We start from the raw sequence: 20,481 nt of genomic DNA, 5'->3' as shown, positions 1-20,481 counted from the left end.
TTCCACTCCTCAGAACTGGTAGTGGCGGAGACGGCGCTGTATGCCGAAAAGATAGATGCAGACGCCGGCCAGGATGATTGCGAACATGGCCGAGGCGATGGCCGAGCCCATATGCGGATCACCGAGCTGGAGCTGGAACCCGAAGAAGGTGCGGTACATGAATGTCCCCAGGATGTCGGTCGAGAAATCCGGACCGGCCAGCGCGCCCTGCGCGGCGTAGATCAGGTCGAAGGCGTTGAAGTTGCCGACGAAGGTCAGGATCGAGATGATGCCGATCGACGGCAGGATGAGCGGCAGCTTGATCTTCCAGAAAGCCGACAGACCGGTGATGCCATCGCATTCCCCAGCTTCGAGAATCTCCTCGGGGATCGACAGCAGCGCGGCGTAGATCAGCATCATCGGGATCCCGACGAACTGCCAGACCGAGACGAGGGCGAGCGTGGTCAGGGCGTATTCCTGCTTGCCGAGCCACGGCTGGTACAGGAACTTGAGCCCCACTGCATCGAGCATACCCGGCGCGATGCCCCAGATCGGCGACAGGATCAGTTTCCAGGCGAATCCGACGATCACGAAGGACAGGATCGTCGGGACGAAGATCGCTGAGCGGTAGAGCGCCGCGAAGCGAAGCCGGGGGCTGGAAAGGATCGCGGCGAGCGCGATGCCGATCGGATTCTGGACAGCCATATGGATGAGGAAGAACCAGAAGTTGTTGGCCAGCGCATTCCAGAATTGCTTCGACCAGACCGGGTCCAGGAACAGGGTGCGGAAGTTTCGCAAACCGACCCAGACGCGCTCGTGGTCGATCTCGGCGAAGAACGACAGGCGCAGCGTGTTGAACAGCGGGTAGATCATCACCGCTGTGTAGACGAGCACGGCGGGCGCCAGGAACACGGCGATGTGCCACCTGAACTTGGGCTTGGAAAGAGTCGCCATCTCGCGTCTCCTCGGTGCATTTCTGGGAATGATGAGTCCCCGGGCGGGGAGGATCGCCCGGGGCGCTGGTGTCGACCGCGCCTACTTCTGCGGCTCGTACCAGCTGGCAAGGCCGTCCTGCAGGCGCTGCGCGGCCGCTTCCGGAGCCTCGGCGCCCTTGATGACGGCAACCGACGCGTTCCAGGTCTCGTTCTCGAGGTTGGGTGTGCCGCGCGAAAGGATCTGGTAGGTCGACCGGATCGTGCTCGCGCATGCGTCGCGCCACGAGATCATCTCCTGCGCCAGCGGATCGCGGAGTTCGACCTCGGCGTTCGACAGCGGGAAGAAGCCCGGCAGCTCGTTCGCGAAGATACTGGCGAACTCGGACGAGGCCACCCAGTTCAGGAAGGTCTTCGCCGCTTCGGGATGGGTTGTTGCGGCGTTCATCCCGATACCGATGTCGGTGTGGTCGGAGATATAGCAGGCATCGCCCGCATTTGGCACCGGCGGCTTGAAGGCGCCCATCTCGAAATCGGCCTGCGCGTTGAATCCCGAAATTTCCCAAGATCCCGCCGGGTAGATCGCGGCGCGCCCCAGCGTGAAGATGTTTTGGCTGTCGGGATAGGTCTGCGCCTCGTAGCCGTCGCCGAGATAGGCGCTCCATTTCGCGAGCTGGCGGAAGGGGTCCACCCAGGGCTCGTCGGTCAGCTTCTGCTCACCTTCGATCAGCGCGAGGCGCCCTTGTTCGCCCTTCCAGTAGTTCGGGCCGATGTTGTTGTAGCCCATCGTGGCCGCTTCCCACTGGTCGTTGGTGCCCATCGCCATCGGGATATAGCTGCCGTCTTCCTTGATCTTGTCGAGGACGGCGAAGAACTCGTCCACGGTTGCCGGCACTTCGAGGCCAAGCTCGGCGAAGGCGTCCTTGTTGTAGATGAAGCCGTGAATCACCGAAGCCATGGGAACGCAGAAGGTATGCGCACCGTCATCGGTCGACCAGCCGGACTTGGCCACGTCCGAGAAACTGCCCATGCCTTCGAGATCGCTCAGGTCCGCGAGGTGACCGGCCTCGTAGAGCGCGAGCGAGGCGTCGAACGGACGGCAGGTGATGAGATCTCCCGCCGAGCCCGCGTCGAGCTTGGAGTTCAGCACCGCGTTGTACTCGGCCGGAGCCGAAGGCGTAAACTTCACCTTGATGCCGGGATGCGCGGCCTCGAAGGCCGGGATGATCTTGTCCTGCCAGATCGTCAGGTCGTCGTTGCGCCAGCTTTCGATGGTCAACTCGGCGTCCTGCGCCGTCGCAGACGTCGCGCCAAGCAGTGTGGTGATTAGCAAAGCGCCTTTGAGTGTCATGGATTTCACTTGTCTCTCCCTTGGTTGGAACTTCAGTTCGTGCTCGGATCACCCGGGGCCGTCGCCAGGCAGTCGCGAAGCCGCCCGCCCGCCCCGGCGAGGCGATTTCGCGCGTCGCCTTCGCCCACTCCCAACGCGATCAGGACCGCCAGCTTGGCGTCGTAGCGCGACACCTCGAGCGCGCGCACCGCAGCCTCCTCGGGCACTGCGGCGATCCGCGCCACGATACGCGCCGCCCGCTTGCGCAGCTTGATGTTGTCGGCAACAAGATTGACCATCATTCCGTCATGGACGTGACCCATCAGGATCCCCGCCTGGGTCGACATCATGTTGAGCGCGACCTTCTGCGCCGTGCCGGCACTCAGCCGTGTGGACCCCTCGATCACCTCCGCCGGAGTCGGAATCGCGATCGCCAAGTCCGCCAGCTCGAGAAGGCGGGCCGCCGACACGTTCGCAATCCCAATCACGGTATTTCCTTGCGCCACCGCGGCCTCTGCGAAGGCGACGGCGAAGGGCGTGGTTCCGCTGGCGCTGACAACGATGGCGACATCGCCCGGCGCCATGCCGCGCACTGCGGCGGTCGCTTCGCCGTCGTCGTCCTCGGTCGCGCCCGGCATGATGCCGTCGGCCGGAACCCCGCCCGCCATGCAGATGCGGATCTGCCGCGGATCGACACCGAACGTTCCGGGCAATTCGCAGGCATCGGCGAGCGCCATCAGGCCCGAACTGCCGGCCGCGACGTAGAAAACGGCCCTTCCCCGAGCGAGCGCCTCCGCCAGATGCCCAGCGGCCGCGTCGATCGCTGGCCGCGCCGGCGCCACCGCGGCGACCGCGGCCGCGTGGGAGGTGAGCATGGCGGACAGCGCATCGGCGCGCGGGAGCGCGTCGATGGGTCGGGCCGCTTTATCCTGCGATTCCCCTGGCGGCACAGTGATTCTCCCTTCGATTTCGAATTATGATACCTAATTAATACCTATTGTCTACCAATAAATGCCTTACCAGGCAGGAAGCGATAAAACTGCAAACCTTTCGGCCATAGCGACGCGGATTTGGACTTTATTCCGGTATATAGGTATGCTATAGGTATCATATGGGTAGCATTGTTGAATACCATCTCTGTGCGATTGATGGCGGCGGCACCGGCTGCCGGGTGGCGATCGCACGCGCGGACGGCACCGTGGTGTCGCGCGCATCGGGCGGGCCGGCGAACTTCGCCACCGATGCCGCACGGACAGTCGATGTCGTGCGCGAAACGGTACTTGCGGCGTTGCGAGAGCTTGGGGGCGAGGCGCCCGACCCGCAGCGACTGATCGCCCATGCGGGCCTCGCCGGCATCATGAACGCGCAGGACGCGAGAGCGCTTGCGGCGCAGCTGCCCTATGCGCGCTGCGGCGTCAGCGACGACCGGCTTACCTCTGCCATCGGCGTGCTAGGCCTGCGAGACGGCGCCGTGCTCGCCATCGGCACCGGCGCATTCGTGGCGATCAAACGCGGCGGCGACGTGCGGTTCCTCGGCGGATGGGGGCTCCATGTCGGCGACCAGGCGTCCGGCGCCCGGCTCGGGCGCGAGCTGTTGGAACACACACTTCTGGCTTGGGACGGGCTGGCGCCCGAAAGCGGACTGACTCGCGCGATCCTCGCGCGCTTCGACGGCGCGCCGGTCGGTATCGTGGCCTTCGCTGGGGCGGCCCGTCCGGCGGATTATGCGCGGCTTGCCCCGCTCGTCGTGGATGCGGCCAAGGCCGGTGACGCCGTGGGCCGCATCCTGATGGATCGCGGGGCGGCATACCTGAACGGAGCCCTCGACTTCGCGCGGCTGTCCGGCGCCGACATCATCTGCCTGACGGGCGGCCTCGGCCCGTATTACGAGGCGTTTCTCGCCGCCACCCATCGCGAGCGTATCGGCCGGCCCGAGGGTTCGGCGCTGGACGGCGCGCTGCAGCTTGCCCGCCGAATACTCGAAGAAACGGAGACTCGAGCATGAACATTGCGGAATTCCTCGAGCCATCGGCCTGGTACCGGCCCGATGCGGGGCCGCGCTACGTGCAACTCCGGCGGCGGCTGAGCGACGGGGTCTCGCAGGGCGTTCTCGCGCCGGGCAGCCCGCTGCCACCGGAACGCGAGATCGCCGCGATCACGGATTTTTCGCGGGTGACGGTCCGCAAGGCGATCCAGGCGCTCGCCGACGAAGGAACGGTGATCCAGCGGCAGGGCTCGGGATCCTACATTTCCTCGCAGCCTGAGCGGATCGAGCAGAAGCTGTCGCGCCTGACCTCGTTCTCCGAGGACATGGCGCGGCGCGGCAAGAACTCAACCTCCCGCTGGTTGGAGCGCGGGCTCTTCATGCCCTCGCCCGACGAGATGACGGCGCTCGGCCTCTCGGCGGACGATTCCGTCGCGCGCCTCGTGCGTCTCCGTCTCGCGAACGGCGAGCCGATGGCGATCGAACGCGCATCGTTGCCGACCGATATCCTGCCCAATCCGCTGCTGGTCGAGACGTCGCTTTACGAAGTACTCGAACGCGCAGGCCATCGCCCGATACGCGCGCTGCAGAAGATCTCAGCCGTCAATCTGCGCGAGAGCGAGGCCGAGCTTCTCGCGGTGACGCCGAAGGATGCCGGACTGCGGATCGAGCGCACCTCGTATCTCGCCAATGGCCGCGTGGCCGAATTCACCCAATCGCTCTACCGCGGCGACGCCTACAACTTCGTGGCTGAACTGCGCCTGTCAAAGGACTAGACCATGCCTTCCCAGACCCATATGCGCCGCGAAATCCTTGAAATACCCGCCGCCGTCGAGACCCTCCTCACCGAGGGGCAGCCAGGGATGAAATCGGCTGCGGCCGCCCTCGCCGACCGCGATCCGGCATTCATGATCTCGGTCGCGCGGGGATCCTCCGACCACGCCGCGACCTACTTCAAGTATGCCAGCGAGCTCGTGGCCGGCGTTCCGGTCGCATCGGTTGGCCCCTCGATCGCGTCGATCTATGAGCGACGCCTGAAGCTGGGGGGCAGTGCCTGCATCGCGATCTCGCAGTCGGGCAAGAGCCCCGACATCGTCAGCATGGCCGACATGGCCGGGCGGGAAGGCGCGCTGTCCTTCGCGTTGACCAACCATCCGGACAGCGACCTCGCGAGTGTCTGCGCACACACGCTGAATCTGCACGCAGGGGCCGAGTTGAGCGTCGCGGCCACGAAGACCTTCGTCACGTCGATCGTGTCGGCGATCTGGCTGCTGGCGGAGTGGCAGAAAGACGACGCCCTTCGGGCGGCAATCCGCAAACTCCCCGAAGTGCTTGCCAGCGCCGCCGCGGCGGACTGGGGGGCGCTCGGAGAGCAGATCGCATCGCACAAGTCCCTCTTCTGCCTCGGTCGCGGACCGGCGCTCGCCATCTCGAACGAGGCCGCGCTCAAGTTCAAGGAGACATGCCAGCTGCACGCGGAATCCTACTCGTCCGCGGAGGTGCTCCACGGGCCCGTTTCGATCGTGGACAGAGGGTTTCCCGTTATCGCCCTGACCGCCGCGGACGCCGCCGAGCGAGCGCTCGTCGAGGTGGCGGACGAAATCGCCGGCAAAGGTGCCATCGTCTTTGCGACCTCGGACAAAGCGGCGCGGGCGTCGCGCCTGCCGGCCGCCCGCACTTCCCACCCGCTCACCGATCCGATCTCGTTGATCGTGTCCTTCTATGCAATGGTCGAGCAGGTCGCGGTGTCGCGCGGCGTGAACCCGGACGAACCGCGACACCTCAGGAAAGTCACGGAGACGGTATGAGAAAGCGCGCGCTACGGGGCGCCAACATCTTCGACGGGACGACGCTTCACGCCGGCAAGTCGGTTCTGCTCGACGGCGCCATCGTCCGCGGAATCGTGTCCCCAGGAGAAATCCCGGCCGACTTCGATATCGTGGAACTGGATGGCGGCACGCTCCTGCCCGGGTTCGTGGACCTTCAGGTCAACGGCGGCGGCGGCGTGATGTTCAACGACGTCACGTCGCCAGACGGGGTGGCCGCCATCGCGGAAGCGCACGCGACGACGGGGACGCGCGCGCTCCTGCCCACCCTCATCACCGATACGCCCGCGAAAACCCGTGCCGCCGTCGATGCCGTGGCGGATGCGATCCGGCGCGGCGTTCCGGGCATCCTCGGCATCCATCTGGAGGGGCCCCACCTTTCGCTGGCGCGCAAGGGCGCGCACGACCCGTCGCTCATCCGCCCGATGGAGGAGGAGGACGCGGCGTTTCTTTGCGCGGCCGCCGGACGCCTTCCGAACCTGATGGTCACGGTCGCGCCGGAAAATGTCACGACAGCGCAGATTGCCCGATTGACCGAGGCCGGCGTCATCGTTTCGCTCGGCCATACCGACTGCGATCTCGCTGCGGCCGAAGCTGCCTTTTCCGCCGGCGCACGCTGCGTCACGCATCTGTTCAACGCGATGAGCCAGATGGGCAATCGCGAGCCGGGACTCGTCGGCGCGACTCTCGCCACGCCGGGGATATCCGCGGGACTGATCGCGGACGGCATCCACGTTCACGCCGCCAGCATCCGTGTCGCGCTCTCGTCAAAACGACCGCCGGGAAGCATCTTCCTGGTGACCGACGCGATGTCGACGGTCGGTTCGGACATAGCCGAGTTCACGCTGAACGGGCGTCGCGTCATCCGGCGCGACGGTCGGCTGACTCTGGCTGATGGCACACTCGCGGGGGCGGATCTCGATTTTCCCACCGCGATCTTGGTTCTCGTCGAGCGGGTCGGCGTCGCCGTCGGGACCGCCCTTGCGATGGCGACGTCGGCGCCGGCATCCGTTCTGCGGGACGCGCGAGGTTTCGGAGCGATCCGAAAAGATGCTCCTTGGAACGGGATCCATCTCGACGGGATGGGCCGATACCGCGATCTGGCATGGATCTGACGACGGCCGGATCGAATGTTGCCGGCGTCGGACGAACTGGTTGCCGCGAGCGCCGATCGCCCGGCGGAACCGGTTGCTTCCGTGCATTTCGTCATATCGCGCATATCGCAAAACTGGCGCCAACTCGCCGCCGGTCTCGTAAAGTTCGTTGATGGACCTGCCCTAGTTGCGCGGCCTCTGCGCGGCATAAGGGACAGCGTCGCTGTCCTTGTGGAGACCAGTTCAAGTCCGTCTGACAACACAACCTCGCCCACCTGTTCCCGAACCGCTTCAGCGGCGGCCCATGCGCCTCGCAATATTCCCTCTGGTTCAACGGGCTGTCCCGCCAGCTCTCGATATATGCCCTCCGGAACGCCTACAGTTCATTGCGTTTTGTCACGCTCATCCGCAGCATCGACGCCTCCTTTGTCACAGACCTCGCCGTGAAAGGAAGACCCGCGCGCCTCGCGGACTGGCTTGCCCTCAGCGCCGCGGTCAAAGCTTGCGATCGCTGTATTGCAGCTCGGACAGCGTGCCCTCGCCGGCGGGCTCGAACCGATGGCGCCGCGCTGGCTCGATCGTGGCGCCGCCGTGACGAACTTGTCCCACCGTGCTTCCTTCCATTCCGAAGAATGGATCGCACCATCAAACCGTGGGATCAAACACCTTGGACCGCTATGAAGAGGTCGCAATCAGGTTCGCCGCAGGCCTCTCCAGCGACCCTTCAAGGAAGTGTAGCCGAGACGATGCGCGGCGAGGACCAGCGCTGAAACGTGTCGAAGATGACAAACGGATTGTTCTCGCTAGAATGGCCCCAATTGCGTATTTCGATTTGGGGGCAGGATGCAGTTGATCTCTCGGAAAGATGTGTCTCGGATCATGGCGTCGAAGATCCGGCAGCACGGCCTTCCCATTGCAATGACAGTCATTCTTTGCACGCTGCAACCCGCCCATGCTCAATCCACGCCGTCGGTCGTGCCGGCCGTTACAGCCGCCCCCGCCGAGGTGACGGCGGTCGCGCAAAGCGCCTCGTTCAATGGCCGCGTCGTGGCCGTGCAGAAAGTCGACATCCGTGCGCGCGTCAGCGGCTTCGTGAAAGAAATTGGCTTCTCGGAGGGCGGAACGGTCGAGGAAGGTTCGGTCCTCTACCGCATCGAGCCTGAGGAATACCAGGCGTCGCTCGCGCAGGCCGAAGCGGTGCTGGATAGCGCGCGGGCAAGCGAGCGGCTCGCGTTCATCGAACGTGACCGGCAGGAGGAACTGGTCGCGCGTCAGGTGTCCGCGCAGTCGCAGCTCGACCGGGCCACCGCCGAGGCGCAGCGGGCGACCGCCGAAGTCCAGAGAGCCGGCGCGCAGCGAGACCTGGCCGCGCTGAACCTGTCTTATACCGAGATAAATGCACCCTTCGCCGGTCGTGTCGGTCTGTCAGGTGTCGATGTCGGTGCGCTGATAGGTCCCGACACAGGTACACTCGTCCCACTCGTCCGAACCGACCCGATGAGCGTGCAGTTCCCGGTTCCGGAGCGCGATCTACTCGACCTGCGCGAGAGGGCGTCCGCGAGCGGCGAAAGCGAGGTTTTCTCGGTCGAGCTGATCTTGGGCAACGGGTCGGTCTATCCGGTGCCGGGCACCGTGGATTTCGCCGACGTGTCGGTCAGTCAGTCCACCGATACCGTGCTTATCCGTGCGAACTTTGCCAACACTGAAGGCGTCCTGCGGGACGGCGCTCTGGTGACGGTCACTGTTCGCGGTGCCGAACCGGAAATGGCGCTGACGGTACCGCAGCAGGCGGTGCTGCGCGACCTGACCGGCGCCTATGTGCTGGTCGTCGATGCCGAGTCCGTTGTCGAACAGCGCCGCATCGATGCCGGGGCGACGACTGCGGGACGAACGATTGTCGTCTCCGGGCTTGATGCCGGCGAGATGGTCATCACCGAAGGTGTGAACAAGGCCCGCCCCGGCGCCACCGTGGACGCCGCGCCCGCAGGGGACAACTGAGCTATGATCTCCGACGTCTTTATTTCCCGCCCGCGGCTCGCGGCCGTCATTTCCATCGTGCTTTTCCTGGCTGGCCTGATCGCGATGCGGTCCATGCCGGTCGAACAGTTTCCCGACATCGTGCCGCCCCAGGTGTCGGTCACCGCGGTCTACCCCGGCGCCGGGGCCGCGGTGACAGAGCAGACCGTCGCCCAGGTGATCGAGGACAAGGTCATCGGCGTCGAAGACTCGATCTACATGAAGTCGACATCCGGCGCGGATGGAAGTTATTCGCTGAGTGTCACCTTCGCGGTCGGAACAGATCCCGACATCGCCACGGTCAACGTCCAGAACCGCGTGGCGCTGGCCGAACCCCTGCTGCCGCAGGAGGTGCGCCAGACCGGCGTCAAGGTCGCCAAGAAGTCGACCGCACTGCTTGTCGCTTTCGCGCTCTATTCGCCCGACGCATCGGTCGACGCGGCGACGCAGACCAACTTCGCCCGGATATACCTCCTGGACGCGCTGAAGCGTGTTCCGGGCATCGGTGACGCCAGCATCTTTTCTTCGAACGAATTCGCGATGCGGGTCATCCTTGACGCCAACCGTCTGACCGCGCTGGGGATGACGCCGTCCGACGTGTCGGCGGCGCTGAAGGCGCAGAACCTGCAAGCGGCGCTGGGCCGGATCGGCGCGCAGCCTATGGTTGACGACCCCGGCCTGCAACTCAATATCGAGACGCAGGGGCGGCTCTCCGATCCAGAGGAGTTCGCCCGCATCATCGTCCGGTCCAACCCCGATGGCTCGGTCGTGACGATTGGCGACGTCGCGGAGGTTCGGCTGGGCGAACGCAATTCCGACGTGCAGACCACGTTCAACGGCGCGCCCGCCACGCTGATCGGGCTCTACCTCGCGCCCGGCTCGAACTCCCTTGCCGCGGCCGAAGGCGCAAAACACGTCATGGAGGAGTTGAGCGCGACCTTCCCGCAGGGCGTGAGCTTTGAAGTCGTCGGCGACAACTCGGTCTTCGTCGAGGAGAGCATCGCGGAGGTCGAGCACACGCTGATCGAAGCCTTCGTGCTCGTGGTCATCGTGGTCTTCGTCTTCCTCGGCAGCCTGCGCGCGACGATTATTCCCATCGTTGCGGTCCCGGTCGCGCTCGTGGGCACCTTCGCGGCGCTGCAGGCGTTCGGCTTCACGATCAACACGATCTCGCTGCTGGCCATGGTTCTTGCGATCGGGATCGTGGTGGACGACGCCATTGTCGTGGTGGAGGCGGTGGAGGCCAAGATGGCCGCCAATCCGGGCATGTCCCCTACCGAAGCCGCGCGGGCCGCGATGGGCGAAATCACCGGCGCCATCGTAGCGATCACGCTCGTCCTTCTGTCGGTCTTCGTGCCCGTCGCGTTCATTCCGGGCATCTCGGGCCAGCTCTACCAGCAGTTCGCGGTGACCGTTTCGGTCTCCATGGTGATTTCTGCGATCAATGCGCTGACGCTGTCGCCCGCGCTTTGCGCCATCATCCTGTCGCCGCACCACGGGCCGAAGAAGGGCGTGATGGGCATGATTTCACGCGGGATCGACAAGGCGCGCGACGGTTACGGCCGCGTTGCAGGCGCCATCGCGCGGCGCGCCGTGCTTGGCGTCCTGCTTCTCGCCGGGGCCGTTGCCCTGACAGGGTTCCTGTTCAAGGTCGTTCCGACGGGTTTCCTGCCGGCGGAAGATCAGGGCTACTTCATGATCGAGACGCGCCTGCCGGATGCCGCCTCGGTCAACCGGACGGTCGAGGCGCAGCGTCAGGTCTACGAGATCGTCAAGGACCTTCCCGGTGTCCAGAGCGTGACGAGCCTTTCGGGCTTCTCGATCATCGACGGGCTGGCGAAATCCAACGCTGGCTTTACCCTGGTGACGATGGAACCCTTCGCCGAGCGCGAGGCGCTGACGAAATCCGTCTTCGCCGCGATCCGGCAGACTTTCATCAGTGGTACCGCGCTGAGGGAGGCGCAGGTCCTGCCCTTCAACCTGCCGCCGATCTCCGGCCTTGGAACCGGATCCGGCTTCGAGTTCCAGCTTCTGGACCGGCAGGGCCGCGACCCGGTGGAACTTGCCGAAACCGCGCGCGGGCTGACCGTCGCGGCGAACCAGAACGAAGGCTTGGGCGGGGTCAACACGACCTTCTCGACCTCGACGCCGCAGGTCTTCCTTAACGTCGACCGCGACCGGCTCTATGCGCTCGGCGTCTCGCTTTCGGACGTGTTCGGCACGCTCCAATCGATCCTGGGCTCGGCCTATATCAACGACTTCAACCTGTTCGGGCGGGCCTGGCAGGTCCAGCTCACGGGGCGCGAGGTCGACCGCAGTTCCGTCGACAACATCGCGCGAATCCATGTCCGTTCGCGCAGTGGCGAGATGGTCGCCATGGGCGCGGTTGCGACACCGGAATTCACAGTCGGTCCATCGCTTCTTCAACGCTACAACAACACGCGATCCGCAACCGTCATGGGCAACCCGGCAGAGGGCAAATCCTCGGGACAGGCGATCGCTTCGATGGAGGAGGTGGCGGCAACGACGCTGCCCGACGGCTACGGCTACGAATGGACGGGCACGGCGCTTCAGGAAAAGGAAGCCTCTGGCCAGACCGCCCAGATCCTGATGCTCGCGCTTCTGTTTGCGTATCTCTTCCTGGTGGCACTTTATGAAAGCTGGACGATACCGGTGCCGGTGATGCTTTCCGTCGCCTTCGGCGTGGCGGGCACAATGGGGTCAGTCTGGCTTGTCGGCCTGCCTTTCAACATCTACGCCCAGATCGGCCTTGTCGTTCTGGTCGCTCTGGCGGCCAAGAACGCCATCCTGATCGTGGAGTTTTCCAAGGCGCGGCGCGAGGAGGGGATGGCGGTGACAGATGCCGCCATCGAAGGCGCGAGGGAACGCTTCCGGGCGGTGATGATGACCAGCCTCGCCTTCATCGCCGGACTCATCCCGCTGGTGACAGCGACAGGGGCTTCGATGATCTCGCGCCGGTCGGTCGGAACCGGCGTGGCGGGCGGGATGCTCGCTGCGGCTGTGGTTGGAATATTCGTGATTCCAGCGCTCTACGTGGTGTTCCAAAGCTTGCGGGAACGGATAGCGCGGTTGCGATCCAGCAAGGCCGCAGGGTGATCAACCTGGGCGAAAGGCGCAAGGGCCTGCGCTTGCGCCCTTCCATCTTCCGGCCAATTGATATTCGGTCTGTACGATCTTCCTTCGACAGGTCACCCCCGTTTGGCGCCCATATACGCGGCCTCATGAATGCACGTCACCCCTGGCTTTCATGGCGACAACCGACGTGGAAGCTGGCCGAAGAAGGCCAGCGCCTGGTCCCTTGTCAGCTTCTTGCGCGGCCCGCGCGGCCCGAGACATCGGTCTCGTGAACCTGCAACACAGCTTCGCCAGATCGGGTCCAGCGTAAGCATCCGCCGCGCCGCCCGGCTTGGCGGATTAGAAGCCAGCCACGCATTTCGGGTAGCCAAATCCCCACCGCCAGGGCAAGTTGAGACAAGGCTGGCCACCGAAGCGAACCGCATTGTACATCGCCTCGGCGACCGCAAGGTAGGCGCGGTCGATCGTGTCCGGAGCAACATTGTACCGTTCGGCCAGTTCCTCGCGTCGCGTCTGCCCCTTGGCGATCACGCAGGCGCGCAGGGCCGCGTCGGCGCCTAGTCGCGCCTCGAAGCTTGCCTCGGCATCTGCCGCGCCGCCGGCATCGTGGTAGGCGCGGTCGTGAATGACGCAACAGTCCTCCCAAGGCGGAGCGTCGTCGTGCATGTCGGCGAAGTCCGGAAAGAGGTCCGCCACCACCCGCCACGATGTCGAAAGGCCGCCGCTGCAGCCGTCGGATTCGAAGGGTGCGAGGTTCGCGCCGCGGATTTTCGCCATGAGCGAACGATGCGCCGGAAGTTCGAGCGCGCGCAGAAAGGTGGATGGCTCGTCCTGGGCAGCGACAGGTAAGGCCAACAGCGCGACGGCCAATGCTGTCGCCCTCATTGCTCCACCACCTCGTTGGCGAGGCGGTCGAAAGTCACGCCGAAGCTGTCGCTGATCCAGAGCGCCAGCCTGGCAATCGTTGGCAACGCGTTCCTTTCGACGATGACGCGCCGCGCGAGTTCCGGTTCGTCCGTGATGAGCCCGCCGACGCCCATGGAAATCATCCGCGACATCGTGGCGGCATCGTTCACGGTCCATGCATATACGTCCTTGCCCGCGCTCTCAGCCCTCCGGACCAGGTATGGCGAGACCATTGTCAGGCTCACGGCCAGGAAATCGCCGTCGAGACCGGAAAGGTCGCCGATGGCGGTCGCAGCGAGGACGCCGGTCCGCCATTCCGGGCGCAGAGCCCGCATCTTCTGCACTGCGGGGTATTTGAGCGACATGGTCGCGATGCTGTCGGCCATGCCGGTTTCCTCGACCACCGCGATCACACGGTTCTCGAGGTCGACGTCATACCCGTAATACTTGAGCTCGATGATGACGCGCGAGCGACCCTTCGCTGCCAGAAGAACGTCGCGCAGCAGAGGCGTGCGTTCGTCTGAGTAGGCCGGGTCGAACCAGCTGCCGATGTCGATCCGATCCAGATCCCTTAGCGTCGCGTCCCATACTTTGAGCGGATTGCCGGCGGACTTCATGAAATCGCTGTCATGGGCGACGACGACTTCGCCGTCAGCGCTTTCCTGGACGTCGATCTCCACCCAGTCCGCGCCATCCTCGATCGCTTTCCGGACCGAGGCCATGCTGTTTTCCGGCCGTGAGGCCGCCGCCCCTCGATGGCCGATGACGACGACGTCTGCATCGGCCTTGATGCGTTCGGAAAAAGCTACAACAGTTCCGATGCTTCCAAGGGAAAGGACGCCGATAGTGGCGAAGCCGCCCACCATCAATGCCGCCGATCGCCCGGTTCCGCTCGAGGGGCCATTCTCACCCCGGTCGAAGGCCCGGCCGTCGCTGACGCGACGGTAGAGATCGAACAGGAGCTTGGCCAGCGCCCCGTTCGACCACGCGCTCAGCGTAGTGGTAGCGGCAAGCGATGCCGCGAGAAAGACCAGGACAGCGATCGCCGCCGAGGCAAGGCTCTGGCGGCCGAGGGCCGGTGCGTAAGCAAGCGCGAATGCCGTCGCAGCCGATATCGCCGCGCCCGCCGTCAAGCGCACGGCAAGCCAAAGCACGAGTATCTTGATCAGCTTGATCCGCCGCCCCTTCATCAAGGCGCGGCTCTCGCGGAACGCCGCGTTCGTTCCGCTCCTTTCGAAAAGCACCCTCTGCAGCACCAGCGCCCACCCGGTCAGGCGGTCGAGCAGCACCAATGTCAATGCCGCCAAGACCAGCGCAATGAGCCCCACTGCCGTCAGGAACTCGGGCGGCCGGTAGGTCAGGTAATAGTTGATGTCGTAGGTGGAAAGCCATCTAACGTAGAGCACACCGCAGACGGCGAGAAACGGCATGGCCATCGCGACGATCCGAAGCAACAGCCCTGCGGCAACAGCCAAGAGTACAGGTGCGGAGCGGACCGCGAACGCGACACCGGCGCTCAGCGCCGCCGCCGGCCGCCGATCGCCGCTTCGGATCGTGGCCGTCATCACCGCGACGTCGAGTGTCATCGCGGCGATGACGGCGCTTCCGATCAGAAGCGCCCCGACCGCTCCGGCAGGGGTGAAGATAAACCTGGCAATGTCTTGATCGGTCAGCGCTGTTTGATCCGAGAACTTCAGCGTGAGCGCCAAGAGCACCCCGATCAGCGGCAGGACAATCGCGGCCGACACAAGACGCAGGGCGATATGGGTCAGAAGAAACGGAGCCAAGAACCTAAACGCCTGGCGATAGCTTTCCGCGACATCTCCCATCACGCGCCCCCTTCCGTGAGATATCCAGCAATGATAGCCGTCGCGAACACCGGTCGCCACTCGGACTGTGTCCCAAGCAAGCAGCGCAATGGCCTTAGAAACGCGACCGCGCTTCCATCATCCCCATTCGCAGGAATGGTCGCCTCCGGAAGGAGGACTGACCTGCCGTAAAGGCGCGCAACGACATCCTGCGCGCTACCCGACGCGTTAGGCGAGCGGTCTGGAAGCGGTGGGCCGGTCACCACAAGCCAAGTCGGATCGAGGCGAAGATGCGTGGTCTCAAATCCTTCGGCGAGAGGATCGCATCACGATATCCCGACCGCCAGACCGCCGAACTCCACATCCGCATTACCCTCATGAACCGCTTCAACGCACTCGGCACTGCCGAGGTCGAACGAGTAGCCTAAGGTCTCGGGGAAGGGGTGCGGCTCATCCCGACGACGCGTTCTGCAACAATGTCTCCGCAAGCAGATCGATGGAACCTTCGTCTAGGCCACGACCGTGGGCGGAATGGCGCAGCAGTCTATCGAGGCGTCAAGCCCGGTAGGCAGGTAAACCGTTCTTCGTTCCTGACATTTTCGGCAGCCAGCCAGCATATTATGTGCGTCCGTTGGGCGCCGGGCCACCTTTGCCGCTGCGTGCGTACGTTTTCAGCCAATCGAACACGATGCTGGCGGCACGGCCGGCGGGCGGCGGATCCGGGCGCGTCAGGAAATACTGGAACGGAGCGGGGAGTGCTTGACGGAAGAGCGCGACGAGCCGTCCCTCGGAAAGCAGGCCCTCGATCAGGGGCAGCGTGCCGAGCGCGATCCCGTGGCCGCGTGTGCAAGCCTCGATCATCAATGCCGGATCATCGAAGACCCATTCGCTCGGAGTACCCGCAAGGTCCACTCCCGCCCGCTCGCACCACCCCCGCCACATGTCCGTGGTGCCTTCGTGCAGGATACGATGCTGCCGGAGAAGCTCCTCCGGCTCCGCGTCGCCGGCCCCCGCGATCAACGCCGGGCTCGCGACCGGCATCTGGGTCGCCGACATGAGCGTCACGCCATCGCAACCTGTCGGCATGCGCTCGCCCCAAACGACTGCGATGTCGACCTCGCGGAGCAGTTCCGGCCGGTCTACCGTCACGTTCAGGATCCTAAACGCGACGTCGGGATTCGCCCAGGCGACCCGATCGAGCCGCGGCAGGAGCCAATGCGCGCAGAAAAGCGGCGGCGCCGCGATTGTCACGGTGCCGGCGACATCCCGGCCCTCGCTTTCCCAGCCGAGGCCGGAGAGATCGGCAAACGCGCTTTGCGCGACCGCGAAGACCCGTTGTCCGTGCCGGGTTAGCACCAGGCCGGAACGGGTTCGCCGGAACAGTGCCGTGCCGAAATAGGTTTCGAGCGCCTTGACCTCGTGGCTGACCGCGCTCTGGGTGAGCGACAGTTCCCGCCCGGCCGCCGAGATGCTGCCCAGCCGCGCGGCGGCCTCGAACGCGCGCAGCGGATAAAGCGGAGGAAGGCGACGGGTCAATCAGATCCCCCATGAATCAGGTTCATGCCCAACATGAGCATTATCCGTTATCCGTCGGCCGGGGAAGGCTCCTAACCTGCCGCCGTGAAGCGAATGCGGAGTAGGATCGTGCAGGACAGGGCGGAGGTTCTCATCATCGGCGGCGGCGCGGTCGGCTGCTCCATCGCCTTTCACCTGACGCGGAAGGGCTGCCGCGACGTCGTCCTGTGCGAGAAGCACGAACTCGCCTCAGGTGCGACGGCCTTCGCGGCGGGTCATGTCATCCTCTACGCGCTCAACCCCACCATCAGCCGGCTCAATCGGTACAGCGTCGATCTCTACGGCCGGCTCGAGGCCGAGACCGGCATGTCACCGGGCTTCCATGCCTGCGGCAACCTTCGGATCGCCACCCATTCCCGCCGGCTCGACGAGTTCAGGCGTTACTTGGGTGTGGCGGAGGCCACTGGTGCCGAGGCCCGCCTGCTGACGCCGGAGGAGATCGGCACGCTCTGGCCGTTCATGTCGACCGACGGTGTTCTCGGCGGGCTCTACAATCCGCAGGACGGCCACATCGCCCCGGCCGACCTGACGCAGAGTCTCGCCGCCGGGGCACGTCAGGGCGGTGCCCGGATCCAGCGCGGCTGCGAGGTGACGGCGCTGTCGCGGATGGCGGGCGGCTTCTGGCGGGTGGAGACCTCGCGGGGCACGATCATCGCCCGCCATGTCGTGGCGGCCTCGGGCAACCATGCCCAGAGCGTCGCCGGGATGCTGGGGCTGACAGCGCAATGCGTGCCGGTGCGGCACCAGTACTTCGTCACCGAGCCTTTGACGGAGCTTGCCGAACGGCGGCGCGCGGGTCTGCCGGAGATGCCGGTGATGCGCGACCCCGAGGATGTCTTCTACTGCCGGCAGGAGGGCGACGCGCTTCTGGTCGGCGCCTATGACGGACGCGGCGAGGCCCGGTTCGTCTCGGAGCCGCCTGCCGGCATGGCCGAGCCCTTCCCGGACGAGATGGAAAAGCTCCTGCCCTACCTCGAACGCGCGGTGGAACGGGTCCCGATGCTCGGCACGGCGGGCGTTCGCCGTGTCGTCAACTACGCGATGCCCTACACGCCCGACGACCTGCCGACGGTCGGCCCGGCCTTCGGGACGAGGAACCTCTGGCTGGCGGAAGGCAATCCCTTTGGCATCACGCTCGCCGGGGGCATCGGCTGGCAGATGGCGGAGTGGATCCTCGAAGGCGCGCCGTCGGTCGACATGGCTTGCTGCGACACCCGCCGCTTCGGCGAATGGGCGACGCGCGAATGGTCCGCGCGCAAGGTCGAGGAGGCCTATGAGCACACCTATCTCCTGCCGAAGCCCGGCGAGGAGCTGCCGGCGGCGCGCGATTTGCGCACCTCGCCGATCCACGACCTCCTTGCCGCGCGCGGGGCGCGGTTCGGCGCCGTCGCCGGATGGGAGCGGCCGAACTGGTTCGCGCCGGAGGGCGCCGTCGACGAGCCTTCCTTCTACCGTCCGAACTGGCACAGCGCGGTCGGCGCAGAGTGCCGGGCCGCGACAGCCGGCGTGGCGCTGGCCGATGTCAGCCACGGCGCGGCAATCCGAGTGTCCGGCGCCGGGGCGGCGGCGCTTCTCGGCCGGGTTCTGTCTGTCGCTCCGCCCGCGCCCGGCAAGGCGTCATCGGGCTATTTGCTGGCTCCCAATGGCGGTATCGAGGCGGAGGTCGCGGTTGCCCGCGATGGCGATGAAGGCTTCGTCCTGAACGCGACCGCGGTGGCGGAGCGCCGGGTTCTCGACGCTCTTCACCGGTCCGCGCCATCCGGGAACGACCTGTGGATCGAAAACCTGACTGCCGCAGAGGGGGCGCTGCTCCTGTTGGGACCGGCGGCGCGGCAACATTTGCAGAAGGCAACGTCGGCGGCATTGGACGACGAGGCGTTTCCGCGCGGTGCCGTGCGAACGATCACCATCGGCCATGCGCCAGTCCGCGTCCATCACGCGGATCCATTCGGGCGGTCCGGTTACCGGCTCCACGTCCGCGCGGACATGCTGCGCCACGTCTTCCTTGCTCTCGAAGAGGGCGCGGCGCTGATCGGGGCGCGGGCGCTCGAGTCGCTCCGGCTGGAGGCCGCGGAAGCTGCCTGGCCGGAAGAACTGAATGTCGAGGTGACGCCCGCGATGGCCGAGGGCGCCCCCGGCACGACACGACAGCTCATCCATCTGCAGATCGAGGGCGCGGACACGATGCCGCACGGGACGGAGCCGGTTCGCGACGAGACCGGGCGCATCGTCGGCCGCACGACCTCGGGCGGATGGGGGCACCTCGGGAACAAGGCACTGGCCTTCGCGCTGCTCGATCCCTGGGCGGGCGGGCTCGAAGTCCGCGTCATGGGTGCCTGGCATCCGGCGGCACCGACGAAGGGAACCGCCGGGACGGAAGATGAGATCATGGAAAGGACACTGGCATGAGCGCAGCGATGAAGGACTACTGGCGCAACTATATCGGCGGCAAATGGGTCGACGGATCGGATGGCGGGCGGATCTTGCTCCTGAACCCCGCGACGGGGCGGCCGCTCTCGGAAGTGGCGCGGGCGACCGCGGCCGATGTCGACAGCGCCGTCGCCGCCGCGCGCCGCTGCGTGGCCTCGCGCGCGCTCGTCGACATGCGGCCGATGGCGCGTGGCCGCATGGTGGCCGAGATCGGCCGCAAGCTGCGCGAAAGGTCTGAGGAAATTGCCACGCTGATCTCGCTCGACGCGGGCAAGCGCATCTCGGAGGCGCGGGGCGAGGTCGAGGGCTCGGCCAAGTATTTCGAGTATTACGGCGGGCTCGCGGCACAGATCGAGGGAAGATACATCCCGCTCGGAGACGGCTATGTCGACTATGTGGTCCCATGCCCTTACGGCGTCAGCGCCCACATCATTGCGTGGAACTTCCCGCTGAACATGATCGCGCGCTCTCTGTCGGCTGCACTCGCGGCGGGCAATGCCTGCGTCGTGAAGCTGCCCGAACTCGACCCGACGGCGGGCTATGTGCTCGCCGAACTAGCCGAGGAGGTCGGCCTGCCCGAAGGTGCCGTCAACCTGATCTGCGGCTACGGCCACGAGGCGGGGGCGGCGCTTGCCAGCCATTCCGGCATCGACCAGATCGTCTTCACCGGCTCCGTCGTCACCGGTCGCAAGGTCGCTCATGCCGCCGCCGAAAGCCTGATCCCGGCGGTGCTGGAGCTTGGCGGCAAGACGCCGGGCATCGTTTATGCCGATGCCGACATGGACAATGTGGTGGCCCAGACCCAGGCGGGCATCTTCTTCAACACTGGCCAGTGCTGCGATACCATGTCCCGTCTCGTCGTCCATGAAAGCGTCTACGACGTGACGGTGGAGCGGCTCGCCGCGATGGTGAGCGGCCTGACCATCGGCGCCGGGATCGAGGATCCCGACATCACGCCGCTCATTTCGGCCGAGCAACTCGCCAAGGTCGACAACTACGCCCAGATCGGCGTGCATCAGGGCGCGCGGGCGGTGGCCGGCGGCGGCAAGCTCGATCGCGAGGGCAACTTCATGGCGCCGACGATCCTGGCCGACGTGTCGCCGGACGACCGCGTGAACAAGGAGGAGATCTTCGGCCCGGTCCTCTCCGTCCTGAAGTTCTCCGACCCGCGCGAGGCGCTCGAGATCGCCAACGGCACCGAATACGGGCTCGCGGCGGTTGTCTTCACCAACGACCTCGACCGCGCGATCTGGACGACCGAGCGGCTCGATGCCGGGCAGGTGCATGTCAACGAATGGGGTGTCGGCGGTGTCGAAACCCCGTTCGGCGGCTTCAAGAAATCCGGTATCGGCCGCGAGAAGGGCGTCGAGGCACTGGCGAGTTATTACCAGTCGAAGAACGTTGGCATGAAGCGCCTGCAGTCGTTCTGAACACCCCGCCGGGCGTCCAAGGCGCCCGGTTCCTCCCGCGGATCAAGCGTTTCCGCAGCCCGGTCCGGTATCGTC

General features: G+C 65.6%; 14 protein-coding genes and 1 pseudogene. 9 read left to right on the top strand and 6 right to left on the bottom strand.

What is annotated here, in order from left to right; translation table 11 throughout:
* Positions 1-9 precede the first annotated feature (9 nt).
* The 3 genes from OM960_RS18150 to OM960_RS18140 form a co-directional block, all read right to left on the bottom strand.
* Positions 10-933 carry a carbohydrate ABC transporter permease gene (locus tag OM960_RS18150; RefSeq protein WP_263339619.1) on the bottom strand — a complete coding sequence of 308 codons (924 nt, stop codon included), beginning with the start codon at positions 931-933 and terminating at the stop codon, positions 10-12.
* Positions 934-1,014: 81 nt separating this feature from the next.
* Positions 1,015-2,262, bottom strand: coding sequence for an ABC transporter substrate-binding protein (locus OM960_RS18145; RefSeq protein WP_263339621.1), 1,248 nt, complete (start codon positions 2,260-2,262; stop codon positions 1,015-1,017).
* 32 nt (positions 2,263-2,294) lie between these two features.
* A complete protein-coding gene (locus tag OM960_RS18140) occupies positions 2,295-3,191 on the bottom strand; it encodes an N-acetylmuramic acid 6-phosphate etherase (RefSeq protein WP_263339624.1) in 897 nt (298 codons plus the stop codon).
* A 161-nt stretch (positions 3,192-3,352) separates the two neighbouring features.
* Here OM960_RS18140 and OM960_RS18135 point away from each other — a divergent pair, with 161 nt between their 5' ends.
* The 6 genes from OM960_RS18135 to OM960_RS18110 all read left to right on the top strand — a co-directional run bounded on the left by OM960_RS18135 (position 3,353) and on the right by OM960_RS18110 (position 12,278).
* Positions 3,353-4,246 (top strand): glucosamine kinase nucleotide-binding domain-containing protein, encoded by an 894-nt coding sequence (locus tag OM960_RS18135; protein WP_264772936.1) that lies wholly within the window; start codon positions 3,353-3,355, stop codon positions 4,244-4,246.
* Complete coding sequence (locus OM960_RS18130; RefSeq protein ID WP_263339629.1) at positions 4,243-5,001, top strand: GntR family transcriptional regulator; 759 nt, start codon at positions 4,243-4,245, stop codon at positions 4,999-5,001. Before OM960_RS18135 ends, OM960_RS18130 begins: the two co-directional genes overlap by 4 nt.
* Positions 5,002-5,004: 3 nt before the next feature.
* The gene (locus OM960_RS18125) at positions 5,005-6,033 is read left to right on the top strand and encodes an SIS domain-containing protein (protein ID WP_263339632.1); all 1,029 of its coding nucleotides are present in this window, start codon (positions 5,005-5,007) and stop codon (positions 6,031-6,033) included.
* On the top strand, positions 6,030-7,166 hold the full coding sequence (nagA, locus tag OM960_RS18120) for an N-acetylglucosamine-6-phosphate deacetylase (protein WP_264772935.1): 1,137 nt from the start codon (positions 6,030-6,032) through the stop codon (positions 7,164-7,166). The genes OM960_RS18125 and nagA overlap by 4 nt, the downstream gene beginning before the upstream one ends.
* A gap of 858 nt (positions 7,167-8,024) precedes the next feature.
* On the top strand, positions 8,025-9,143 hold the full coding sequence (locus OM960_RS18115; RefSeq protein WP_264772934.1) for an efflux RND transporter periplasmic adaptor subunit: 1,119 nt from the start codon (positions 8,025-8,027) through the stop codon (positions 9,141-9,143).
* A 3-nt stretch (positions 9,144-9,146) separates the two neighbouring features.
* On the top strand, positions 9,147-12,278 hold the full coding sequence (locus tag OM960_RS18110) for an efflux RND transporter permease subunit (RefSeq protein WP_264772933.1): 3,132 nt from the start codon (positions 9,147-9,149) through the stop codon (positions 12,276-12,278).
* Between the two features lie 318 nt (positions 12,279-12,596).
* Here the strand turns inward: OM960_RS18110 and OM960_RS18105 are convergent, their stop codons facing one another.
* Both OM960_RS18105 and OM960_RS18100 read right to left on the bottom strand, forming a co-directional pair.
* Positions 12,597-13,142, bottom strand: coding sequence for an ATP-binding protein (locus tag OM960_RS18105; protein ID WP_263339644.1), 546 nt, complete (start codon positions 13,140-13,142; stop codon positions 12,597-12,599).
* The gene (locus OM960_RS18100) at positions 13,139-14,992 is read right to left on the bottom strand and encodes a glycerophosphodiester phosphodiesterase family protein (protein ID WP_264772932.1); all 1,854 of its coding nucleotides are present in this window, start codon (positions 14,990-14,992) and stop codon (positions 13,139-13,141) included. Before OM960_RS18100 ends, OM960_RS18105 begins: the two co-directional genes overlap by 4 nt.
* 101 nt (positions 14,993-15,093) lie before the next feature.
* On the opposite strand from OM960_RS18100, the pseudogene OM960_RS18095 reads away from it, so the two are divergent.
* Positions 15,094-15,399: pseudogene (locus OM960_RS18095) on the top strand (IS5/IS1182 family transposase); the annotation flags it as partial.
* A gap of 190 nt (positions 15,400-15,589) precedes the next feature.
* Here OM960_RS18095 and OM960_RS18090 read toward each other — a convergent pair.
* Positions 15,590-16,507 carry a LysR substrate-binding domain-containing protein gene (locus OM960_RS18090; protein WP_264772931.1) on the bottom strand — a complete coding sequence of 306 codons (918 nt, stop codon included), beginning with the start codon at positions 16,505-16,507 and terminating at the stop codon, positions 15,590-15,592.
* A gap of 108 nt (positions 16,508-16,615) precedes the next feature.
* Between OM960_RS18090 and OM960_RS18085 the strand changes: the two genes are divergently transcribed.
* On the top strand, positions 16,616-18,955 hold the full coding sequence (locus OM960_RS18085) for an FAD-dependent oxidoreductase (RefSeq protein ID WP_264772930.1): 2,340 nt from the start codon (positions 16,616-16,618) through the stop codon (positions 18,953-18,955).
* Positions 18,952-20,406: an aldehyde dehydrogenase family protein gene (locus OM960_RS18080; RefSeq protein ID WP_264772929.1), complete on the top strand. Its 1,455-nt coding sequence runs from the start codon at positions 18,952-18,954 to the stop codon at positions 20,404-20,406. The genes OM960_RS18085 and OM960_RS18080 overlap by 4 nt, the downstream gene beginning before the upstream one ends.
* The last annotated feature ends 75 nt before the right edge of the window (positions 20,407-20,481 follow it).

The sequence above is a fragment of the Defluviimonas salinarum genome, from assembly GCF_026013545.1.
GTDB classification, from domain to species: domain Bacteria; phylum Pseudomonadota; class Alphaproteobacteria; order Rhodobacterales; family Rhodobacteraceae; genus Albidovulum; species Albidovulum salinarum.
This window is presented reverse-complemented; position numbering and strand designations above follow the sequence as displayed.

Excerpts from the sequence above, each read along its gene's own strand:
- OM960_RS18150 (WP_263339619.1), bottom strand. The coding sequence starts at position 933 with ATGGCGACTCTTTCCAAGCCCAAGTTCAGGTGGCACATCGCCGTGTTC.
- OM960_RS18145 (WP_263339621.1), bottom strand. The coding sequence starts at position 2,262 with ATGACACTCAAAGGCGCTTTGCTAATCACCACACTGCTTGGCGCGACG.
- OM960_RS18135 (WP_264772936.1), top strand. The coding sequence starts at position 3,353 with ATGGGTAGCATTGTTGAATACCATCTCTGTGCGATTGATGGCGGCGGC.
- OM960_RS18130 (WP_263339629.1), top strand. The coding sequence starts at position 4,243 with ATGAACATTGCGGAATTCCTCGAGCCATCGGCCTGGTACCGGCCCGAT.
- OM960_RS18125 (WP_263339632.1), top strand. The coding sequence starts at position 5,005 with ATGCCTTCCCAGACCCATATGCGCCGCGAAATCCTTGAAATACCCGCC.
- nagA (WP_264772935.1), top strand. The coding sequence starts at position 6,030 with ATGAGAAAGCGCGCGCTACGGGGCGCCAACATCTTCGACGGGACGACG.
- OM960_RS18115 (WP_264772934.1), top strand. The coding sequence starts at position 8,025 with ATGGCGTCGAAGATCCGGCAGCACGGCCTTCCCATTGCAATGACAGTC.
- OM960_RS18110 (WP_264772933.1), top strand. The coding sequence starts at position 9,147 with ATGATCTCCGACGTCTTTATTTCCCGCCCGCGGCTCGCGGCCGTCATT.
- OM960_RS18105 (WP_263339644.1), bottom strand. The coding sequence starts at position 13,142 with ATGAGGGCGACAGCATTGGCCGTCGCGCTGTTGGCCTTACCTGTCGCT.
- OM960_RS18100 (WP_264772932.1), bottom strand. The coding sequence starts at position 14,992 with ATGGGAGATGTCGCGGAAAGCTATCGCCAGGCGTTTAGGTTCTTGGCT.
- OM960_RS18080 (WP_264772929.1), top strand. The coding sequence starts at position 18,952 with ATGAGCGCAGCGATGAAGGACTACTGGCGCAACTATATCGGCGGCAAA.